This window comes from Paenibacillus sp. E222 (assembly GCF_013401555.1).
In the GTDB taxonomy this organism is placed as follows: Bacteria; Bacillota; Bacilli; order Paenibacillales; family Paenibacillaceae; genus Paenibacillus.
Window position 1 is genome coordinate 3,876,354 of the sequence record NZ_CP058552.1, and the last position, 20,372, is coordinate 3,896,725.

Annotated in this window: 25 protein-coding genes; 24 read left to right on the forward strand and 1 reads right to left on the reverse strand. The window is 46.8% G+C overall.

All coding sequences use genetic code 11. The features are described from left to right. Positions 1-655: 655 nt before the first annotated feature. The 12 genes from HW560_RS17515 to HW560_RS17570 all read left to right on the forward strand — a co-directional run bounded on the left by HW560_RS17515 (position 656) and on the right by HW560_RS17570 (position 9,220). On the forward strand, positions 656-1,249 hold the full coding sequence (locus HW560_RS17515) for an RNA polymerase sigma factor (RefSeq protein ID WP_053780698.1): 594 nt from the start codon (positions 656-658) through the stop codon (positions 1,247-1,249). Next, entirely contained in the window at positions 1,246-1,881 is a 636-nt protein-coding gene (locus HW560_RS17520; RefSeq protein WP_090900556.1) for an anti-sigma factor family protein, read from the forward strand. Before HW560_RS17515 ends, HW560_RS17520 begins: the two co-directional genes overlap by 4 nt. A 40-nt stretch (positions 1,882-1,921) precedes the next feature. Beyond that, a complete protein-coding gene (locus HW560_RS17525; RefSeq protein ID WP_090900553.1) occupies positions 1,922-2,521 on the forward strand; it encodes a histidine phosphatase family protein in 600 nt (199 codons plus the stop codon). A gap of 237 nt (positions 2,522-2,758) precedes the next feature. Beyond that, a complete protein-coding gene (locus HW560_RS17530; RefSeq protein ID WP_179264051.1) occupies positions 2,759-3,877 on the forward strand; it encodes a hypothetical protein in 1,119 nt (372 codons plus the stop codon). Between the two features lie 44 nt (positions 3,878-3,921). Then, positions 3,922-4,428, forward strand: a complete 507-nt coding sequence (locus HW560_RS17535) for a gamma carbonic anhydrase family protein (protein ID WP_063566783.1) — start codon at positions 3,922-3,924, stop codon at positions 4,426-4,428. Positions 4,429-4,451: 23 nt separating this feature from the next. Further along, complete coding sequence (locus tag HW560_RS17540; RefSeq protein ID WP_024630643.1) at positions 4,452-4,631, forward strand: IDEAL domain-containing protein; 180 nt, start codon at positions 4,452-4,454, stop codon at positions 4,629-4,631. Between the two features lie 165 nt (positions 4,632-4,796). Then, positions 4,797-5,219: a DUF2487 family protein gene (locus HW560_RS17545; protein WP_179264053.1), complete on the forward strand. Its 423-nt coding sequence runs from the start codon at positions 4,797-4,799 to the stop codon at positions 5,217-5,219. 193 nt (positions 5,220-5,412) lie between these two features. Continuing rightward, entirely contained in the window at positions 5,413-5,955 is a 543-nt protein-coding gene (locus HW560_RS17550; protein WP_090900541.1) for a QcrA and Rieske domain-containing protein, read from the forward strand. Between the two features lie 15 nt (positions 5,956-5,970). After that, entirely contained in the window at positions 5,971-6,642 is a 672-nt protein-coding gene (gene qcrB, locus HW560_RS17555; protein WP_017687726.1) for a menaquinol-cytochrome c reductase cytochrome b subunit, read from the forward strand. Between the two features lie 21 nt (positions 6,643-6,663). Continuing rightward, positions 6,664-7,545: a menaquinol-cytochrome c reductase cytochrome b/c subunit gene (locus HW560_RS17560; RefSeq protein ID WP_090807379.1), complete on the forward strand. Its 882-nt coding sequence runs from the start codon at positions 6,664-6,666 to the stop codon at positions 7,543-7,545. Positions 7,546-7,658: 113 nt separating this feature from the next. Further along, positions 7,659-8,285, forward strand: a complete 627-nt coding sequence (locus HW560_RS17565) for a DUF1405 domain-containing protein (RefSeq protein ID WP_090902507.1) — start codon at positions 7,659-7,661, stop codon at positions 8,283-8,285. Positions 8,286-8,350: 65 nt separating this feature from the next. Further along, a complete protein-coding gene (locus HW560_RS17570; protein ID WP_177185751.1) occupies positions 8,351-9,220 on the forward strand; it encodes a sporulation protein YpjB in 870 nt (289 codons plus the stop codon). A 115-nt stretch (positions 9,221-9,335) separates the two neighbouring features. Here the strand turns inward: HW560_RS17570 and HW560_RS17575 are convergent, their stop codons facing one another. Next, entirely contained in the window at positions 9,336-10,205 is an 870-nt protein-coding gene (locus HW560_RS17575; protein ID WP_063566789.1) for a YitT family protein, read from the reverse strand. 173 nt (positions 10,206-10,378) lie between these two features. Between HW560_RS17575 and HW560_RS17580 the strand changes: the two genes are divergently transcribed. The 12 genes from HW560_RS17580 (at position 10,379) to HW560_RS17635 (ending at position 20,357) form a co-directional block, all read left to right on the forward strand. Beyond that, positions 10,379-10,708, forward strand: a complete 330-nt coding sequence (locus HW560_RS17580) for a nucleotide pyrophosphohydrolase (protein WP_024630636.1) — start codon at positions 10,379-10,381, stop codon at positions 10,706-10,708. A gap of 51 nt (positions 10,709-10,759) precedes the next feature. After that, positions 10,760-11,284 (forward strand): tetratricopeptide repeat protein, encoded by a 525-nt coding sequence (locus HW560_RS17585; RefSeq protein WP_090900535.1) that lies wholly within the window; start codon positions 10,760-10,762, stop codon positions 11,282-11,284. An 81-nt stretch (positions 11,285-11,365) separates the two neighbouring features. Continuing rightward, on the forward strand, positions 11,366-12,169 hold the full coding sequence (gene dapB, locus HW560_RS17590) for a 4-hydroxy-tetrahydrodipicolinate reductase (RefSeq protein WP_053780709.1): 804 nt from the start codon (positions 11,366-11,368) through the stop codon (positions 12,167-12,169). A gap of 232 nt (positions 12,170-12,401) precedes the next feature. After that, the gene (gene mgsA, locus HW560_RS17595; RefSeq protein WP_024630633.1) at positions 12,402-12,842 is read left to right on the forward strand and encodes a methylglyoxal synthase; all 441 of its coding nucleotides are present in this window, start codon (positions 12,402-12,404) and stop codon (positions 12,840-12,842) included. Next, entirely contained in the window at positions 12,839-13,540 is a 702-nt protein-coding gene (gene bshB1 / locus HW560_RS17600) for a bacillithiol biosynthesis deacetylase BshB1 (RefSeq protein WP_090900532.1), read from the forward strand. The genes mgsA and bshB1 overlap by 4 nt, the downstream gene beginning before the upstream one ends. A gap of 96 nt (positions 13,541-13,636) precedes the next feature. Further along, the gene (bshA, locus tag HW560_RS17605) at positions 13,637-14,797 is read left to right on the forward strand and encodes an N-acetyl-alpha-D-glucosaminyl L-malate synthase BshA (protein WP_090900527.1); all 1,161 of its coding nucleotides are present in this window, start codon (positions 13,637-13,639) and stop codon (positions 14,795-14,797) included. Between the two features lie 81 nt (positions 14,798-14,878). After that, positions 14,879-16,177: a CCA tRNA nucleotidyltransferase gene (locus HW560_RS17610; RefSeq protein WP_306459201.1), complete on the forward strand. Its 1,299-nt coding sequence runs from the start codon at positions 14,879-14,881 to the stop codon at positions 16,175-16,177. After that, complete coding sequence (locus tag HW560_RS17615; RefSeq protein ID WP_090900524.1) at positions 16,164-17,141, forward strand: biotin--[acetyl-CoA-carboxylase] ligase; 978 nt, start codon at positions 16,164-16,166, stop codon at positions 17,139-17,141. The genes HW560_RS17610 and HW560_RS17615 overlap by 14 nt, the downstream gene beginning before the upstream one ends. 330 nt (positions 17,142-17,471) lie before the next feature. Next, positions 17,472-18,347: a 3-methyl-2-oxobutanoate hydroxymethyltransferase gene (gene panB, locus HW560_RS17620; protein ID WP_090900521.1), complete on the forward strand. Its 876-nt coding sequence runs from the start codon at positions 17,472-17,474 to the stop codon at positions 18,345-18,347. After that, positions 18,344-19,240 carry a pantoate--beta-alanine ligase gene (panC, locus tag HW560_RS17625; protein ID WP_090900518.1) on the forward strand — a complete coding sequence of 299 codons (897 nt, stop codon included), beginning with the start codon at positions 18,344-18,346 and terminating at the stop codon, positions 19,238-19,240. Before panB ends, panC begins: the two co-directional genes overlap by 4 nt. Beyond that, the gene (gene panD, locus HW560_RS17630; protein ID WP_062327492.1) at positions 19,233-19,616 is read left to right on the forward strand and encodes an aspartate 1-decarboxylase; all 384 of its coding nucleotides are present in this window, start codon (positions 19,233-19,235) and stop codon (positions 19,614-19,616) included. The genes panC and panD overlap by 8 nt, the downstream gene beginning before the upstream one ends. Positions 19,617-19,709: 93 nt before the next feature. Continuing rightward, the gene (locus HW560_RS17635) at positions 19,710-20,357 is read left to right on the forward strand and encodes a tetratricopeptide repeat protein (protein ID WP_090900516.1); all 648 of its coding nucleotides are present in this window, start codon (positions 19,710-19,712) and stop codon (positions 20,355-20,357) included. Positions 20,358-20,372 lie beyond the last annotated feature (15 nt).

Consider the following 20,372-nt stretch of genomic DNA (forward strand, 5'->3'; position numbering starts at 1 on the left):
TTTATGTTGAAAACCGTCTGTTACAGGATATGTCCTAAAAAAGGACAAAAAAAAGACCGCTTACATAAGCGGCCATTGCTCACGTGGAGCAATACAGTTATTGGATAGGAGTGGAGAGAAACCATACTGTACTTTTATTATATGTATACGTTTTCATTTTGTCAACACTTTGAGTAAAATTGTTTAAAATAATTATAACATTCGTAAATTAAGGAAATATAATCCTTGCTTAAAGTGGAATTGATCCTTATTTGGACAATTGCATGGTAACGAAATTCTTCTGAAATTTTAAATTAATTCTTTATTCGCATAAACTTTTTGAGGCTTTCGTTCGTCCAATATAATAGTGGCTTCACAAAAGGGATCAAATTGAAGTCATGGACGAGAAAATGGCTGCATAATAATGACTGGTCGGGCTTCAATGGAAGCCATGGATTTGCCAGGATGATGCAGACCGTTGTACAATAAATACTGTTAATGTAGAAACGTTGGGGAAATTGCCATTACATAGGGGAATTTGGCGGGAAGGCCTGTTTTGGCGCTGAACGCTGTTTTATGCGGTGAAAACCGCAACTTTTTTGTGCCTGTTCGGTAATACATGGATAGAGTCGAACGGGGAGAAGCACATGGATGGGCGAGGAGGGGTCGCACTCAAATGACGGATTCCCAGTTGATTCGAGAGATCAAGGAAGGTAACCTAGAGTTATATTCCGAGCTGATGAGTCGTTATCAGCGTAAAATACTGGCTTTCGTATATCATATGTTGAAAAGTTCTAATATGGAGCTGCTTGCGGAAGATCTCTGTTCTGAGACTTTCTATAAGGCGTTCCGCAGTCTGCACTCATTCCGAGAGGTGGATGCCTCGTTCTCAACCTGGTTATATACCATTGCGAGAAATACGGTATTGAGTGAGCTTCGCAAACAGCGTAGTGGGAGTGTTCCACTTGAAGAGAGCGGTATTGTACCTGTTGCTCCTTCTGAGAATGCGCCAGAGCATGCTGTATTGCGCAGTGAGCGGGTGATGCTGGTTAGGGATGCAATTAACAATTTACCGGAGAAGCAGCGTTCTGCCATTATACTCCGTGAGTATGATCAACTAGATTACCAGGAGATTGCAAATATTCTTGGGCAGAGCGTTAGTTCTGTGAAATCGTTATTGTTCAGAGCAAGATCAAGCGTAAAAACTCAATTGGAACCTTATTTCTTCGAACCGGTCTACGAGCCATATGAAGGGATGAAGAACCGATGAATTGCAATGAAGCCCAGGAGCTGTTTGCACTGGTCTGGGACTTGCCGGAAGCTCATCCTCAGCGGATTGCATTTCATGCTCATCTCGCTGGTTGTGAAGATTGCTCGCAGCAATTTGAGGTTTGGGAAGAAGCTCAAATTCTGCTGCACAGCATACCGGTCCCAGTGACAGAACAACAGGCAGAGAGAGTAAACCGTAATGTTATGGAACGGATCTATGCGGAGTCTCCATGGCTATTGCCGGAAGAGGCAAAGGTTAATCGTTTCTCTGCTGTGATCCGCAAGCATATGTCTTTGTGGATTGCTGCTTTCCTGGCAATTTTCTTATGCAGCTTTTTGTACATGGCGATGTTTAAGCCAGACGTAACAGAAGCTGAGCAGACCAGCGTGGTCTCTACAGGTATTTTGGAGACAGGGGTAGCGGGCAGTGAGCCTACTTCCTCCGGATTGTACAAGTACAACATGACGGGAGCGGACAGAGGGAGCATTATTGAGCCCTTCGTTGTGAGCATGGGCCCAGCGTATCCTCAGTACTGGATGGCGTTGTCGTTGCTTGCAATTGGTATGGCTCTGTTCTCTCTTGGGCGTATGCATCGTTCAACGAACAAACGCAAACAAGGTGCACGTGCTTAGGTAAAGCTTTCGTTCACCGTATAGAGAAATGAGGGATGAGATGCGGATCGGGCTTATTCGTCACGGCCTAACCGACTGGAATGCGGCAGGACGTATTCAAGGACAGACAGACATACCTCTGAATGCAGAAGGTCGAGAGCAAGCTGAGCGTCTGGGTAGACGTTTGCTTACCGAAGAGTATCGTTGGGACCACATCATAACAAGCGGGCTGTCCAGGGCTCAGGAGACAGGAGAGATCATCTCCGGGCTATTGAATGTTCCTTTGCTGGAGCCAGATGCACGCTTGAAGGAGCGTGCTTTTGGTCAGATTGAAGGTCTGACGTCCGAAGAACGTGTGGCTCGCTGGGGCGCTTCCTGGGAGACGCTGGATCTGGGACAGGAACAGATTGTTGATATTCAGACACGTGCATTGGGCTTTCTGGAGGATTTATGGGAGGCTCATCAGGACCAAAATGTGCTGATTGTCTCCCATGGCGCTTTTTTAGCCAATCTGCTATCAGCTTTGTACAAAGACCGCTATACGGAACGAATTGGAAACCTGTCACTCACGATCCTGGAGAAGGAACGTGACGATTGGAGACCATTGCTTTACAACTGCACACGACACCTTTCATTGGATCTGGCGAAACAACCTGAGTGATTGACTCAGGTTGTTTTTTTTGCATTATGGGCGTTTATTACCATCTTTCTATATGATTTTGAACCTCTCATTCTTCTTCTGAGCAGGCAACTTTGGGCATAGTATGGTTAAAACATAAAAGATTTGCAAAAAAGAGGTTTAGATCATGGGAATTCCGTCAACGATGTTTACAAAACCAAACTACTCCAGGCCCCGAATCAACAGCCAAAAAGTAGTCAAGGGCGAGGCGATGGACCCATGAATCTAGCGGATATGCTTACTTTTGCCGATATCGGCCAGCTTAATCGAATAGCAGACTATTACCAGTGCGAGTGTAAGCCCAATTCCAAACATGAACTCATCCAGAGTATTCTCACTACATTGGGCAGCAGACCATTTTTTGAGCAGCAGGTTCGTGAACTAAACCAGGTAGATCTGCGATTTTTAAACAACTTGCTGTTTGATGCCCGCCAATACTTCGGTATGGAGGAACTTGTCGCCATTGCTCGTCAATCGATGGATAAAAAAGATAGCGAAGCTGGAGCCAGTCCACGTGATCTTATCGTACGGTTCACGAAGAGTGGATGGTTGTTCAATGGCACAACTCAGCAGACCAGATACCTGTATCAGGTACCTAAGGATTTGCAAATGAGATTTCGGGATGTGTTATCCAATCATCTGAAATCAGGCATTGCACAGACGAGCGAGCCTCCCGTTTACAGGGATGAATACCATCTACTCGCGGATGATCTGAAACTGTTTCTCCAATTTGTCCAGCAGCATGAAATAGCACTAAATGCAGAAGGCATGATGTACCGTCGTTCCCAGCAGCAGATCATGGAGCATTTACATGTGAGTGAAGCGTTGGTGGGTAAGGCTGGATGGAGATTCGGTTATGGTCGTTCGTTCAAGGACTACCCCGACCGATTTGCTTTCATCTATGACTACGCTTTTCATCATCGTCTGGTCCGTGAGGAGCAGGGCACGCTGAAATTGTCAGCTTCCGGTGAAGACAAGCTGGGTGCGGAGAAAACAGCCGAGATGATACAGCTATTTCGGTTTTGGTTAAGACTTTATAAAGGTGCTATTCCCAATCTGTCCTCCATTGTGTACTGGACAGGGGAATGTGCAGCTGGCTGGTCCACAGTAGAGTCTTTGTTCCGCCAGATTGGTCCCTACATTCAGCCGTTCTATTATGACACTGCAGAGACAATTTATGACAACAGGATACTTAAAATGATGCTGCACCTAGGCATGCTTCGCATTGGAGAACATGCAGATGGGCGAACAGTACAAATGACAGCATGGGGTTTACGTCTTGCGTCATCCTGTCGCTCGCTGTCCGGGGATATTACGCCCGTTATGTTTGACAAGTGAAGGACAAGTTGCTAAAATCACTCCCAAATTAAGGAGTGATACTTATGATAATTCCATACAAAGGTATGCAACCCCAGTTACACCCTTCGGTATATATGGCTGAAGGCGCCAAACTTATAGGTGATCTGACAATGGGTGAAGAATCTACGATCTGGTTCAATGCTGTGCTGCGCGCCGATCTGGCACCCATTGTGATTGGACGGCGCTGTAATATACAGGATAATGCTGTTGGGCATGTCAACACGGATCAGCCTTTGATTTTGGACGACGATGTGTCGGTGGGGCATTCTGCGATTATCCATGGATGTCGTATCGGAACAGGTTCGCTGATTGGTATGGGCGCTATCCTACTCAATGGAGCCGAAATTGGTGAATATACGCTGATCGGGGCCGGTTCTGTTGTTACTGAAAATACTAAAATACCGCCTTATACTCTTGCTTTGGGCACACCAGCCAAAGTGATACGTGAGTTGACTGACGCAGATCTTGAGCGGATGTCGAGAACTACACTAGGTTATGTTGCCAAAGGAAAGGAGTATAGGAGCTCTTAAATCCGTTTTGGAGGTGCATCCTATTGGATAAAATGAAAGTTACGTATGAAGTCATGTTGGGGCTGGCTGCTGAGATGGTGTGGGACGACGCGCTTCGTAAACAGCGCAGCGAGAAGCTGTATATGGAAATCGATAAGGCATTGGCTACCGGAGACGAAGTAGCTTTCCGGAATCTGACGGATGAACTGAAGGCCATAAACTGATGAGCATGTAAAAATAAATATATAACACAGGAAATGCGTGAAACACGCATTTCTTTTTTTGCGTTTATTACCATTCCTGCACAGAAAAAGTATGAATCTCTGGATTTATAATATACGCTCATATATAATATGGGAATAAAATGGATAGAGAGGGGAATTAGGGAATTGAAATTCAGTGAGATGACTCAAGACAGCTGGGCGGAACTACAACTCTATCTGGATACATGCCTTATTCCATATACAGCCCTGACGGGCAAGCAGTCCCCGGTTGAAGCGACCGAGGCGTTGGAGCGGCTTAGAGATTTTTTGGATATGGTAGAGATTCCGTTCAAAGGGCGTATCATGACTTACCCTGCATTCCATTATGCGTGTCCGGATATGTCAATGGCATTAAATACCTTATCCGAACAAATCAAATCCTCCGGTTTCAAATATGTGGTTATAATGTCATCTGATGGAGAATTGGAACAGACCCAAGTGACTTCAGCTGATTTGGTATTAAGTCGTTCTGTTTTAATTCAAGAGGTTGGAGAAGAGGGGATTTCGCGTTTGGTCGGGGAAAAAATTCGTGAGTTATGGAAAAGATGACCTTCCTATGACAAATGTGACAATTTACCAACATTTTTTTAATAACGCTTACAAATGAACCTTAAAAATGTGTGACAAATTCTTGACGGTGTTCTAGGGCTACTATATGATTATGTATGTTCTAGTAAGTCGTGGAATTTCTGATAATGAAAACGATTGAGAGAGTTGGCTGAAAAAGGGGGTTGGAGACAGTATGAGCAGTGAGCATGACCAGCACGAAGCTTCGATGAAATTGCCAAGCCGCATGGAAATGTCACGCAGGCAGTTTTTGACGTACACGCTTGGTGGAGCTACAGCCTACATGGCCGCCGGTGCAATACTCCCCATGGTCCGTTTTGCGGTGGACCCGATATTGCAGCACAAGGGAGAAGGCACCTCTGTCAAAGTAGCGGAAATCAGCAAAATTACGAATGAACCTCAAGAATTTACGTTTGAATTGAAACAGCAAGACGGTTGGTATTTGAGCAATGCTTCGTTAATCGCCTGGATCAGGAAAGATGAGCAGGGCAAAATTTATGCGCTTTCACCCATTTGTAAACATTTGGGATGTACCGTAGGTTGGAACAGTGATAAGCAATATCCCGACGAATATCATTGTCCATGCCATGGCGCGCATTATGACAAGGAAGGCAAGAATCTTGCCGTAGCCCCGAAGCCGCTTGATGAGTATGTGGTGAAGGAAGATCAGGGTTGGGTTTATCTGGGAGACATTATTCCGAACACCCGAGTCAAATAGGAGGCGTGAACGCAGATGTTTAAAAATGTCTATGACTGGATTGACGAGCGTCTCGATATCACGCCAATTTGGAGGGACGTTGCGGATCATGAAGTTCCAGAGCACGTAAACCCGGCTCATCACTTTTCCGCATTCGTGTACTGCTTTGGTGGATTGACGTTCTTTATCACTGTTATTCAAATTTTGTCAGGGATGTTCCTGACCATGTATTATGTGCCTGATATTATTAATGCTTACGCCAGTGTCGAGTATCTGCAGACTAAAGTAGCCTTCGGCCAAATTGTACGCGGGATGCACCATTGGGGAGCCAGCTTGGTTATCGTTATGATGTTTTTACATACGATGCGTGTGTTCTTTACCGGCTCTTACAAAGCGCCACGCGAGATGAACTGGGTTGTCGGCATGCTGATCTTTTTTGTCATGCTGGGTCTGGGGCTTACCGGGTATCTGTTGCCTTGGGATAACAAAGCCTACTTTGCAACCAAGGTTACGCTTGAGATTGCGAATACGGTTCCTTGGCTGGGACCGATCATTAAGGAATTCCTGCAAGGCGGAACTATTGTAGGTGCGCAGACGTTAACACGGTTCTTTGCCCTGCACGTCTTCTTCCTTCCGGCTGTGCTTCTGGTGCTTCTGGTCGGTCACTTTATTATGATCCGCAGACAGGGCATTTCGGGACCACTATAATCTGAGAAGGGAGGAATCGACATGGCTCACGGACACAAGTCAGATGACCAGGAAAAGATTATCTTCGTCGGGGACTCACGCGTCCGTAAAGGAGCGGGGTTTATAACTCCACCGGATTACACGGCGTATCCCGGCAAATCAGAGGCTTTTATTCCTAACTTCTTGCTGAAGGAATGGATGGTTGGTGTCGTTGTACTGGTTGGTATTCTGGTATTAACGATTTCGGAACCTGCACCACTGGGCTACCCGGCCAATCCAAGTGCATCGGTTATCCCGATGCCGGACTGGTACTTCCTTTTTCTGTATCAGTATTTGAAATACCCATATGCCTCAGGTGATTATGTCCTGCTCGGGGTACTTGGAGTCAGCGGAGTTGCTTTCGGCGCTTTGTTACTGGCCCCTTTTCTGGATACAGGCAAGGAGCGGCGTTTCTACAAACGTCCGATTGCATCATCACTTATGATTCTATCGGTGATGGCCGTTTTCTACCTGACCAATGTTGCGTGGACACACTACGCGCATGAGTTGGAAGCAAGCGGCCAGAAGCCGGAACATATTCAGCGTGAAGAAGAAGCGCGGGAGAAACACGCGCAGGGCCTTCCTACGTCGAATGCGCCAGGTCAGAAAGAAGAAGTGGCGATCGTCGAGAAGGATGACCCTGCAATGGAAACCTTCAAAAAGGCCGGATGTATCGGATGTCATGCGGCAGATATGAAGGGAGCAGGAGGCCCTTCGCTTCGGGGTGTGGGCGACAAACACAGCCAGGAAGAAATCCTGACGATTATCAAAGAAGGATATAACAGCATGCCTGCTCAGTACGACAATGCCATCGCCCAAGGGCTGACAGATGATGACATCAATCACCTGGCAGAATGGCTTGCGAAACAGAAGGCAGAACAGTAAAATCGAAATAAGCAATGAAACCTGATCGTTTATGCGGTCAGGTTTTTTTGAGGCGTTTTTCGCAACATCATTTTTTGGAACGTACAATACATATGATGAAAGGGGCAGAGCCTGTGGCTTTATCGTACTTTTGGAGCCGGGAATTTCTAACGAACCGTTATTTCCTGTGGCTTCTTTTTTGGTGTAACGCATTAGGAACAATATATGGATACATATGGTACGGGGATCAATTGGAGTATACGCTGGCACAGCAACCACTGTGGCAAATTGTGTTTGTGCCGGACAGTCCGACTGCGAGTCTGTTTTTCACACTATCCTTGTTGTGGATTTTGTACAAGCCGAAATCGATGCTTCTGAATCGGATTGGACATGTCGTACAGGCGCTTGCTGTGGTTACTTCGGTAAAATACGGAGTATGGGCAGTCTCCATCATTTTTGCAGGCTGGATGCAGGGGGGCGCACAGAATTGGCAGGATTGGATGTTAATTGCGTCGCATAGCGCCATGGCTATCGAGGCTTTGCTGTATGTGCGATTCTTTGGGTTCCGTTGGGGTGCTCTGGTGATTGCTGCATTATGGACGCTGTTAAACGATACAATGGATTATACCTATGATATCTTCCCTTGGCTGCCTGCATCGCTGATGGACCATCTGGATGGTGTCCGCAATTTCACCGTTGGACTGACGCTAGTGAGCATTCTTTGTGCATGGCTTGCCTTAAGGCAGGCCAAACGGGCCTGATTCATCATGTAAGCTTGTTCTAAGGCACCCTCCCCTGCCATACATTGGTGATGGGAGGGATGTCCATGAAGAGAACGTTCAGGATCAAAACTGGATTTATGGTGGCGTCGTTCATGACTCTATTGTTCTGGACGAACTTATCATACAGCGTATCAGCAGACAGTACAGGTGCGAACGGAAATACAGATCAGCAAGTATCAGCCAAAAATTCAATTGAGCAATTAAATGAAGAAGCGGCCCTGCTGTATCGACATGCCTTGGAGAATGATATTGAAGAGGTTAGAGGCAGTATTTTGCGAATCAGTAAAGGTCTGGAGCATATATCCTTTGAGGGTCAGACGACAGTAGAAGGCATTCATGCCCTATCCGAGACCATTGTTGAAGTGAAAGAAGCTGCGGTCAGGGTGAAAAGTGATGATGCGTCTTTGCAGCAGGCCTCTGCCAAACTTCGACTTGCGGCAGATAGTCTCGCCAACCCGGCCAAACCTTTATGGCTCCAGTATTATAAAATCGTAAAAAATGATATTGATGCGCTGTCAACCGCGGCAGATCAGCAATTAAGTTCGGCGATAATCGCAAGCCGCTACGCCTTGCTGGAGGAGCATTACGAGACCATCCGGCCTGCGGCGATGATCCGCCGTGAACCTTACGAGATCGCCCAACTGGACGCCTGGTTATCTCATACCAAGGGTCTGGCTGAGGCCAAGCAGACTGACATTGCACAATTGAAGAGTATGGTAGCCCACGGTGAAGAGCTGGTAAACCAGTTGTTCGGTCGTGAAAAGGACGAAAGTGCCTTTGTACCGTTTGTTCAGGGGCCTAATCGGAGGGTAGCCGGGTTGCTGATTACTTCCATAATCATAGCAGCGCTAAGTTATGCGGGGTACCGAAAATATCGGGCGCAGCAGCAAGGTATTTTTCCGTTTCGGCGTTAAGCTATTACTGCTATTACTGCCATTAGAATATGACAAAGACCTCTATCTGCAAGGAAGGCCAACCCGTGGCTCTTCTCTTGGGGAGAGAGGTTTTCTTTTGTGTACAAATATAAGGTCAGCTTTCCTTGAACCCTTCTCCATGTACATCATGCACATCGCTAATAATAACAAAAGCTCTTGGGTCAACCGAACGCACAATCGTCTGCAAACGTCGGAATTCCTGCCTGGAAATAACACAGTAAGCAACATGCTTGGCTTGTTTCGAATACGCACCAATGGCGGGAATGAGCGTTACACCGCGGTCCATATCACGGGTAATCAGATCTGCAATTTCGGGTGCATGGTCACTGATGATCATAAATGCGCGAGCCGAGTAGGCTCCTTCCTGAATAAAGTCGATCACTTTAGAGGCGATAAACACAGCTACAAGGGTATACAGTATTTTTTCTTTGGGAATGTAGACGAGGGAGATACCAATAATGATGAAATCGATACCTAATAGAACACGTCCCATACTCCAGCCATATTTTCGATTAAGTATGCGGGCAATAATGTCAGAGCCACCTGTCGTTCCGCCCCAGCGGAATACGATACCAAGGCCTGCCCCCAGGGTAACTCCAGCGTAAAGCGCCGCAAGTAAAAGGTCATTCTGGGTATGAAGCGGTTCAATCCAGCCAAGATGAATCATTTTCTCAAATAACCACAGAAACACCGTAAGTGCTCCTATGCCCACGCCTGTATAGATCATCTGTCTGCCGCCCAAAATCTTGAGCCCCACCAGAAAGAGCGGAATATTAACAACCAAGGTTGTAAGCGAAGGAGAGATGTTGAATGCATAGTTCAGCAGGACCGTAATCCCGGTTACGCCGCCTTCCATAAGCTGGTTGGGGATGATGAAGTACAGAAGTCCAAAGGCATATAATGCCGTACCCAATAGGATGGGGAGAATCAATTTGAATTGAACCCAGGTTTTGGAAGTGCTCATAAGTTCCCTCTCCGTTTTACAAATTAGAATGAGAAAGCAATCATTCCCATCTTAGTATACCTGTTTATCGATTCTTTAAAAATGATTTGTCGTTTATGATGGTGGAAGTGAATCTAAATAACTGATATATTAGGAACAAATACGACACAATTTCAAAAGGAGAATCCGTTCTCATGGAGAAAAGCATTGCAGAAATGCAGCGTGAGGTTGATCTGTATATTTCTCAGTTCAAAGAAGGATACTTCAGCCCGCTGGCCATGCTCGCCCGTATGTCTGAAGAGGTGGGAGAGCTTGCAAGGGAAGTGAATCACGAATTTGGTGAGAAGCCGAAAAAATCTTCCGAAGCAGACAATTCCATTGAGCTTGAGCTCGGGGACATATTATTTATCACGATTTGTTTTGCTAACTCTCTAGGGATCGACCTGGCTGAGGCGCACGACAAAGTCATGCATAAATTTAACACACGCGATGCAAATCGGTGGACGCCAAAAAACACCGATTAGGCGTAGATTACATATGCTGTACCATCACCTCATTGGGGAGGGACAGCTTGGATGATGACACCGGAAGAGTATATGCAGCATGCTTATCGCTGTATTTTGCAAAATGATTTTGAGCAGGCGATTCGTTGGTTTGAATCTGCTATTAATGCTCACCCGGAACATGCGGAGCTCTATTATCGTTGTTCCATTACACATGCCCGCAGTCAACACCTGGCTCCAGCGCTTGAATATGCGCGTAAGGCTGTTGAACTGTCACAGGGGATAGAGGAATATGTTTTGCATTTGCAGACCCTGGAAGCCAAACAGATAAGCCTTCAGGCCAAGGTGCTGCTGGAGCAGGCCGGAGACGGAACGCATGAACGATATGTGCAGGCGGCCGATCTGCTGAAACAGGCGGTTAAACTTGATCCGTTATATGTGGAAGCGCATATCATGCTTGCACTTGCTTACAGCGATCTGAATGAGTTCGATCTTGCAACCCGGTCCGTTCGTGACGCATTGTTACTGGACCCGCAGAATGAGCAACTGCATCTAATGTTACAGGAAATTAAGCAGCGTATGAAGTCCATTCAATAAGGGTCCATTTCATAACGGAATGGATATCTGTTGAAATGGATTCAACCAAACGAACCAACATAGTGAGGAGATGCAGCCAAGATGAGTGAAGTAATAAGAGTTGCCGTAATCGGAGCGGCTGGCCGGATGGGCCGTGAAGTAGTGAAACTGGTGCTTCAAGATCCTGAACTGGAGCTCGCCGCAGCGGTCAACCGCTCCGGAGTAGGCACGGATGCCGGAACACTTGTCGGTCTGCCCGAATGTGGGGTGCTTCTGACCGATGATATCGAGATGGCTTTTGCAGAGACTAAACCACAGGTTATGGTGGACTTCACAGTCCCTCAATACGCCTTTGCCCATACAGAGATTGCCATTCGTCACGGTGTAAGACCTGTTATGGGTGTTACCGGCTTTACGCCGGAGCAGATTGAACAGCTGGACAAGCAGTGTCAGGACAAAGGCATTGGAGGGCTAATCGCCCCGAATTTCTCGATCGGTGCTATTCTGATGATGAGATTTGCCGCACAAGCTGCCAAACATATGCCGAACGTGGAGATCATCGAATATCACGGCGATCAGAAGCTGGATGCTCCTTCAGGTACAGCAATCAAAACAGCCGAGCTAATTGCAGCAAACCGTGAGGAACTTCGTCAGGGCAATCCGAATGAAGAAGAGACGATCGAAGGATCGCGTGGCGGATATTATAATGGATTCCGAATTCATAGTGTACGGTTGCCGGGGGTATTCGCCCAGCAGGAAGTGGTATTTGGAGACTTTGGCCAATCTCTCAAAATTCGTCATGACTCTTATGAACGGGCAGGTTATATGCCTGGTGTTAAGATTGGTGTACAGAAGGTTATGGAATATACAGGACTCATCTACGGATTTGATCACTTTATCGACTAAAAGAGGTAGTTCAAAAAGTCAACTTTTGATCACGAGGTCACTCGAGAAGCGGATACGACATCGAATCTTGAATTCAGCCGGGCCTTCCGTTGCTCACGTAGGTTCGCAAGCACATGCTTCCGAAGCCGTTTTCTCCGAAAACGTGTAGCTCCGCTACTCAGTCCCTAGCTTTATCCAACCTTCTTGGTGCTGAAAACCTGACTTTTTGAACACACACTAAAAGGAGATTGTCATGTTGAAAATCGCATTTATTGCCCATGATCGCAAAAAAGAAGAGATGGTTAACTTCGTGACAGCCTACGAAAATGTATTTACAGACCATCAACTCTACTCGACAGGTACAACAGGTCTTCGTATTATGGAAGGCACCTCATTACAGATCCATCGGTTTGAATCCGGTCCACTGGGCGGGGATCAACAGATCGGAGCTTTGGTTGCGCAAAATGAGATGGATTTGATTATTTTTCTGCGTGATCCATTAATGGCACAGCCGCATGAACCAGATATTAACGCTTTGCTGCGTTTGTGCGATGTACAGGGAATACCGCTTGCTACCAATATTGCAACGGCAGAGATTCTCGTTAAAGCGCTCGATCGCGGTGATTTTGGCTGGAGAGAGCTTGTACATAAATACAAGCCTGAGGGTGGATTGAATTCGGGTGATGCTCAATGAGTTTGGACATTCTCATATTTGGTGCACACGCGGATGATGCAGAGATTGGAATGGCAGGAACGATTGCCAAACATACTGCAGCGGGACTGAAAGTAGGCGTGTGTGATCTGACCCGGGCAGAGATGTCCTCCAACGGGACAGTAGAGCGCAGAGCCGAGGAAGCGGAGCAAGCCTCCCGCGTCCTCGGTCTTTCGTGTCGAAGCAATCTCGGTTTGCCTGATCGGGGACTGTATATGACTCCTGAACACATCGAAGCTGTGACTGCCGAGATACGGCGTCATGCCCCTCGAATCGTGTTTGCGCCTTATTGGGAGGATCGTCACCCGGATCATGTGATGTGCAGCAAGCTGGTGCAGGAGGCTGTCTTTAATGCCAAGCTTAGAAACTATAAGCCGGACATGCCCGCAGTTCAGGTGAAAGAATTGTATTTTTACTTCATTAACGATATCGGACCAACGGATTTGATTGTGGATATTACGGAACACTATGAGCAGAAGGAAAATTCATTGCTCAGTTATCGTTCCCAGTTCGAATTGGGAGAAGGCGCAGTTGCCACTCCATTGACTCAAGGATATATTGAACGTGTAAAAGCCCGGGATTCTTTGCTCGGACAGCGTAGCCTTATTCCATTTGCAGAAGGATTCGCTAGTATTACACCATATGTAGTTCATCAATTTGGCCAAGCTGCCAAGTCATAAAACGATTGAACTTTCTCGTATAAATCATTTATCAATTGCAATTCCGTTGCATTACATCAACCTGCACACGCGGGAGATTAAAGGAGCGTCCACCGGATGGATCAAAAGCTAAAAATTGGTATAACCTGTTATCCGTCCCTCGGAGGGTCTGGCGTTGTCGCAACGGAGCTGGGCAAATTGCTTGCCGAACAGGGTCACCAGGTTCATTTTATTGCCAATAGTATTCCGTTTAGACTGGGTAAATTTCAGAAAAATATTTTCTATCATGAAGTTGAGGTCAACGATTATTACGTCTTCCGTTATCCACCGTATGACCTGTCATTGGCCACGAAAATGGCGCAAGTAGCCAAAGCACAGCAACTGGATCTGCTGCACGTACATTATGCAGTGCCACATGCGGTGTGTGCCTTTTTGGCTAAACAAATGGTGGGTGAGGATTTAAAGGTGGTCACAACGTTACACGGAACAGATATTACCGTACTGGCGCAGGATGAGTCGTTGAAGGATTTGATTCGACTTGCCATCAACGAGAGTGATGCGGTTACGGCCGTTTCCCAGGATTTGATTCGTGAAACGGTTGAATTGCTGGATATAAGACGTCCAATTGATCTGACCTATAACTTTATTGATAAACGAATTTATTATCCGCGTGACGCCGCAAGTCTGCGTAGAGACTTCGCAGCACCTCACGAAAAAATACTGATGCATATCTCCAACTTCCGTCCTGTGAAGAGAACACAGGATGTTGTAGAGGTGTTCCGCCAAGTACAGGAGCAAGTACCTGCCAAACTGTTATTTGTTGGAGAAGGACCGGATTTGCCGAAGATTCAATGGAAGATTAATGAGCTTGGACTGAATGACAAAGTTCATTTCCTGGGTAAGCAGGATGATATTGCTCAAGTCATTTCGATGGCTGATGTGCTTATGCTGCCGTCCGAGAAGGAAAGCTTTGGTCTGGTGGCACTCGAAGCCATGGCTTGTGGCGTACCTACCATTGGTTCACTAGCAGGAGGTATCCCTGAGCTGGTATTGCACGGCAAGACCGGATTTTTGTCTCCAATCGGCGACACGCAATCGATGGCGGAGAACACGATTCGTTTGTTGACAGACGATCGTTTGACTGCGGACTTCAGAGAAGCGTGCTTGAGACGGGCACACCATGATTTCTGTAATGATGCCATTCGGCACGAATATGAACAAATATACTACCGGGTACTGGGACGTGAAGTTCCAAATCTGAAGCCGGTTTGTGGCTGATCGTCAGATAGGATAGTTCCATCTTGGAAATAGTTCTGTGTAAGCCACACCAAGCAACACGTAGTTATGGGGTGAGAGTAAGTGGTTGAATGGACACAGGTAGACCATGAAATGGCAAGACAAAGTGAACAGGTGCTGCGGACATTAAATGAAAAAGGGTACGAGGCCTACTGGGTCGGTGGTTGTGTACGTGATGAACTGCTGGAACGTAGCGTGGATGATATGGATATCACCACGTCCGCTTCCCCTGAGCAAGTCATGGAACTGTTCGCCGATTGCATTCCTACAGGCCTCCAGCATGGAACGGTTACTGTTCGTTCAGGAGGTTTTTACTTTGAAGTTACGACCTTCCGCACCGAATCTGAATATAAGGATAATCGAAGACCCGCTGCCGTTCAATTTGTGCAGGATGTCAAAGAAGATTTGCAGCGGCGTGACTTCACAATGAATGCTCTCGCTATGGATCGAGACGGAAATATCGTTGATCCTTTCGGGGGACAATCGGATATTCAGGATGGGCGGGTCAGATGTGTGGGATCGGCAGCAGAACGCTTTGGTGAAGATGCGCTGCGGATGCTTCGCTGTGTTCGTTTTGCTTCGGTATTTGATTTCAAAATTGCCTACAACACCTGGAAGGGGCTTGTTCATCAAAAGGATCTGCTCCAACATATCGCCATGGAAAGAGTACGTACCGAAATGGTGAAAATGATGGCAGGCCCCCATCCGCTGCGCGGTCTGGAATTGCTGTTTCGCAGCCAGGCGCTGGAGCATGTGAAAGCACCGATCCATATGGAACGATTCAATAAAGCCCTCATGTGCAATATGGAACAATTGATGGAAGAGAACGTTTTATTGCGCTGGTCCATGATACTGATTGCAGGTCGTTATACCCGAGATGAAGCAGATGCTTTGCTTCGAAAATGGACGTTTTCTAATGACGATCGTTCCCGCATTAGTGGAGTTCTCCAGGTCGAACAGTTAATTCAGACTGTCGTACAGGAGCTGAGGGATGAAGAGACACTACGATCAGAATGGATCGTGACTGTGCTAGCTTGCGGACGTCAGGCAACAGAGGACTGGCTCATCGTTCAACGACTGTTTCCAGCAGGTTGGCGAGATCAAGAGGTTCTGCACGAAGAACAGATCGACATAATACAATCCCGAGGTGCTGCATGGAGTCAATCTATGAAAGTGCATGAACTGAAAGATCTGCAAATTACAGGTGAGAACGTTCTGCAGCTGCTTGGACGTAAGGGTGGACCATGGCTGGGACAATTGATGAAACATCTCTTAAGAGAGACTGCGATCGGAAATATAGCGAATCAGCATGACATGCTGACCAACGAAGTAAAGCGGGTGGCTGCAGATGACAAAGCATGAGGAACTGTTACATATGTTACTGAATGCCGAAGGGGAGTTTGTGTCTGGTGAGGAGATCAGTCGCAACCTTTCCATTAGCCGTACGGCCGTGTGGAAGCACGTAAACAAACTGCGCGATATGGGTTATGAGTTTGAAGCAGTATCTCGCAAAGGGTATCGCTTGGTGACGAAACCGGACAGTATCGATGCTACAGCGCTTCAGCTGGCTCTGGAAACGACGGTGTTTGGTCGGAAGGCGATCATTCTGAATTCCACGTTGTCTACCCAAGGTGATGTTCAGCACATGGCTGAGCAGGGGCAGGGCGAAGGGGCAGTGGTTCTGGCAGAAGAACAGACGGGTGGACGAGGTCGCTTTGGACGTAAATGGTACTCCCCACCTGGACGAGGCATCTGGATGAGTGTTCTAATGCGTCCGGAGCTTGCACTGCAAAATACACCACAGCTTACGTTATTAACGGGTGTGGCGGTGTGTCGTGCCATTCGGTCATATACAGGTGCTGATGCCGGGATTAAATGGCCTAATGATCTTTTTATTGATGGTCGCAAGGTATGCGGGATTCTGCTTGAATCGACTGTTGAAGACCACGAATTACGCTACTGTATCGCAGGCATAGGCGTAGATGTGAACTTTGATCCTAAGGATTATCCTGAGGATCTGAGTTCAATCGCAACTTCACTTAAGATGGAAACGGGACAAACCGTAGACCGAACCAAACTTGCAGCGGCCATTCTCTCAGAATTGGAGCGTTTGTATTTTTTGTATCAAAAGGAAGGGTTCGATGTGATCTCTTCGCTCTGGGAAGCTTTGTCCGTATCCATGAATCGTGAAATTAAGGTGGCTAATCCACAGGGGATCATCGAAGGTACAGCCATAGGCCTTGATTCTTCTGGCGCATTGATTTTGGAGAAGAAAAACGGTGAGCGTGTATCGGTTTACTCCGGTGAAGTTTCATTGGTAAATTAAACAATTTGTCGAATTTACACCGTTAAAATGAACATAAGACGTGAACTTTGGGCAGAACTTTGGTATACTGTGTTCGTGAGGCGATATCGGCTAATGCAGACCGAATTGCACTCCGGCAGTAGTATGCTTTGTTCTGCTTCAAAATGTTGCAGTGACAAGGCAGCAATGGTAATAAAGTGAGTTGTTGGATTCTGCTCTGAGCCGAAGAGGACCGAGACAGAAGGGACGATCGCAAGTGACTCTTTTTTGACTTTTCGGGACTTTTTAGTGGAAACTAAAAGGTTTTTTTGTTGTTTTTAAATTGAAAAGATGAGAGGAGCCATGACGAAAATGGCAAACAAATCAGCGTTGAATATTGTGAAAATGAAAAAATATAAGCAGGACGGCGTGCCGCTTAGCATGATTACAGCTTACGATTATCCGACAGCCCAATTGGCTGAGGAAGCGGGTATCGATCTGATTCTGGTTGGTGATTCACTGGGAAACGTGGTATTGGGTTATAACTCCACCTTGCCTGTTACGATCGACGATATGGTGTACCATACACGCTCTGTGGTACGTGGTGCGGGAAATACGTTTATCGTTGCTGACATGCCCTTCATGACGTATCATGGCAGCCTGGATGAGACGCTCAAAGGTGTTCGTCGCCTGATGCAGGAGGGGCATGCACAAGCAGTCAAGATGGAGGGCGGTCTCGAAATCGCGGATACGGTAAAAGCGGTTGTGCAAGCCGGTGTACCTGTACTTGGACATATCGGACTTACACCACAGTCCGTGAATCAAATTGGCGGTTATCGTATTCAGGGCAAGGATGCTGCAGATGCCAAACGGCTGATGGACGAAGCCAAGGCGCTTGAAGCAGCCGGAGCTTTCGGCATTGTACTAGAGCTGGTTACGGAAGAAGTGGCTAGAGCAATCTCGGAAGAACTGTCTATTCCTACGATTGGTATTGGGGCAGGTAGAGGGTGTGATGGTCAGGTACTGGTATTCCATGATGTGGTTCAGTATGCTTCCCCATACACCCCAAAACGCTTTGTCAAATCGTATGGAGACGTAGGTACATTAATTCGTAATAGCATTGAGTCCTATGTGAAAGAAGTCAAAGATCGCTCATTCCCGGCAGAAGAGCATATATTTACCGCCGCTGACGGCGTTCTGGATCAACTGTATGGACATCGCAAAGAAAAGGTGGAGACGAACGCATGAAAGTGATACGGACAATCGCAGAATTAAGACAAGAACTGAGCTTGAAACGTCAGTCGATTCAGTCCAGAGAGTCCGTTGTAGGACTTGTGCCTACGATGGGATTTCTTCATGATGGCCATGCAAGCTTGATGCAAGCGGCCAAACAACAGAGTGATATCGTGGTTTTGAGCATATTCGTAAATCCCATTCAATTTGGTCCGAATGAAGACTTTGACAGTTACCCTAGGGATGAAGCCAGAGATGTGGAAACAGCACGAGCAAAAGGGGTGGATATCGTATTTATTCCCTCTGTTGAAGAGATGTATCCACAGCCTACACAAACGACCGTATCGGTTTCCCGTTTAACAGATCGCTTGTGCGGTGCTTCTCGTCCAGGGCATTTTGACGGAGTGACTACGGTCGTGTCGAAGCTGTTTAACATTGTACAACCGCAGCGTGCATTTTTTGGCATGAAGGACGCACAGCAGGTAGCTGTGATCCAGCAGATGGTTAACGATTTGAACATGGCAGTTGAGATTGTACCTTGTCCTATCGTTCGTGAAAGTGATGGATTGGCGCTTAGTTCGCGCAACGTGTACCTCAGTACAGAACAGCGTCAGGAAGCTCTCGTTCTGTCCAAGGCGTTACGTGAGGCACAGGAAGCTGTAGATGCGGGGACGGCGTTGACGGCAGCGGATATCCGCGGCATATTGCGTCAGAACATTGAACGTTCACCAATGGCTGTGATTGATTATGCTGAAATTCAGGCTTTTCCAAGTCTGGAGCCACTTGCGGATCAGGAAAAAGTTCATGGTCGTGACGATTTGTTGATCGCACTTGCAGTAAAATTCGGCAAAACAAGATTGATTGACAATATAAGGCTGCAAAAATCGGAGGTACTGTCCCATGTTTAGAACACTAATGAAATCCAAAATTCACCGGGCAACCGTTACGGAAGCAAACCTCAACTATGTGGGTAGCATTACCATTGATGAAGATCTAATGGAAACTTCCGATCTGATGGAAAATGAGAAAGTGCAAATTGTGAATAACAACAATGGCGCACGTTTGGAAACCTATGTCATTCCAGGTCCACGGGGAAGTGGAGTAATCTGCTTGAATGGAGCAGCGGCCCGTCTGGTACAGCCTGGGGATACCGTCATTATCATTTCCTATGCGATGATGTCTCAAGAAGAGGCAAATAATCACAAGCCTACCGTTGTATTTGTGGATGGACAGAATAAACCTGTGCAAACGATGAAGCAAGAAGTTCATGCGACGATTATGTAATCGACTGGTAAGGGGAATGAAATCGCCCCATTCTACAAAAAATGAGTACAGGTCACTGCACTAATCCATTTTTTCAAGGGTGGGGATGCATCGATGTTCCAGCATGTTTTCGCAGAAATGAACGACATGTTAGATGAAATTATCAAGCGCTACCCTTCTGCTGAAGGCCTAAACAAACAGGAATTGCTGCAAAAGTGGAATTTTCTGAAGCGGATGAGTGACGGGATGATTGATGAGTGGCTGATGTTTGAAGAAAAAATGAGCCAGGTAAGGGAAAGGGAGCTGGATAAGCCCGCTACCCTCGAACCTGAACAGGAAGCTGTTACCGCTCTGCCGGAACTGCATCTGGAGTGTTTCAGTCGCGGTCAGGGATATTTCAAACTGCAAATGTACCCGCAGGCGATTATGCAATTTTCCAGGGTTGTGACCGACTATCCAGAAAGTGCATTAACTCGTTTTTACCTGGCTCTTGCTCATCTTAACCTGGAACAAACCGAGGAAGCAGGAATACACTTGCAGCGGATCATGCATCTGAATGGTTCGCCGAGATTGAAGGGGCTGGTGTGTAACGTCCTGGGCTGTATCGAGGCCAAGCTTGCGAACCCTGAAGGTGCATGTTCACTATTTGCTCAGGCGCTTCAGTATGACCCCACGTTGACCGAACCGCTGTATAACATGGAAGCCTGTCGTTTAAACAGCGGAAAATTGCAATATGCAAATCAGCTGACTGCCTTAAATTAAAGGCTATTCGGCGGC

Bases quoted from the DNA above. Each gene is read 5' to 3' on its own strand.
- HW560_RS17515 (WP_053780698.1), top strand. From the start codon at position 656: ATGACGGATTCCCAGTTGATTCGAGAGATCAAGGAAGGTAACCTAGAG.
- HW560_RS17520 (WP_090900556.1), top strand. From the start codon at position 1,246: ATGAATTGCAATGAAGCCCAGGAGCTGTTTGCACTGGTCTGGGACTTG.
- HW560_RS17525 (WP_090900553.1), top strand. From the start codon at position 1,922: ATGCGGATCGGGCTTATTCGTCACGGCCTAACCGACTGGAATGCGGCA.
- HW560_RS17530 (WP_179264051.1), top strand. From the start codon at position 2,759: ATGAATCTAGCGGATATGCTTACTTTTGCCGATATCGGCCAGCTTAAT.
- HW560_RS17535 (WP_063566783.1), top strand. From the start codon at position 3,922: ATGATAATTCCATACAAAGGTATGCAACCCCAGTTACACCCTTCGGTA.
- HW560_RS17550 (WP_090900541.1), top strand. From the start codon at position 5,413: ATGAGCAGTGAGCATGACCAGCACGAAGCTTCGATGAAATTGCCAAGC.
- qcrB (WP_017687726.1), top strand. From the start codon at position 5,971: ATGTTTAAAAATGTCTATGACTGGATTGACGAGCGTCTCGATATCACG.
- HW560_RS17560 (WP_090807379.1), top strand. From the start codon at position 6,664: ATGGCTCACGGACACAAGTCAGATGACCAGGAAAAGATTATCTTCGTC.
- HW560_RS17570 (WP_177185751.1), top strand. From the start codon at position 8,351: ATGAAGAGAACGTTCAGGATCAAAACTGGATTTATGGTGGCGTCGTTC.
- HW560_RS17575 (WP_063566789.1), bottom strand. From the start codon at position 10,205: ATGAGCACTTCCAAAACCTGGGTTCAATTCAAATTGATTCTCCCCATC.
- HW560_RS17580 (WP_024630636.1), top strand. From the start codon at position 10,379: ATGGAGAAAAGCATTGCAGAAATGCAGCGTGAGGTTGATCTGTATATT.
- HW560_RS17585 (WP_090900535.1), top strand. From the start codon at position 10,760: ATGATGACACCGGAAGAGTATATGCAGCATGCTTATCGCTGTATTTTG.
- dapB (WP_053780709.1), top strand. From the start codon at position 11,366: ATGAGTGAAGTAATAAGAGTTGCCGTAATCGGAGCGGCTGGCCGGATG.
- mgsA (WP_024630633.1), top strand. From the start codon at position 12,402: ATGTTGAAAATCGCATTTATTGCCCATGATCGCAAAAAAGAAGAGATG.
- bshB1 (WP_090900532.1), top strand. From the start codon at position 12,839: ATGAGTTTGGACATTCTCATATTTGGTGCACACGCGGATGATGCAGAG.
- bshA (WP_090900527.1), top strand. From the start codon at position 13,637: ATGGATCAAAAGCTAAAAATTGGTATAACCTGTTATCCGTCCCTCGGA.
- HW560_RS17615 (WP_090900524.1), top strand. From the start codon at position 16,164: ATGACAAAGCATGAGGAACTGTTACATATGTTACTGAATGCCGAAGGG.
- panB (WP_090900521.1), top strand. From the start codon at position 17,472: ATGGCAAACAAATCAGCGTTGAATATTGTGAAAATGAAAAAATATAAG.
- panC (WP_090900518.1), top strand. From the start codon at position 18,344: ATGAAAGTGATACGGACAATCGCAGAATTAAGACAAGAACTGAGCTTG.
- panD (WP_062327492.1), top strand. From the start codon at position 19,233: ATGTTTAGAACACTAATGAAATCCAAAATTCACCGGGCAACCGTTACG.
- HW560_RS17635 (WP_090900516.1), top strand. From the start codon at position 19,710: ATGTTCCAGCATGTTTTCGCAGAAATGAACGACATGTTAGATGAAATT.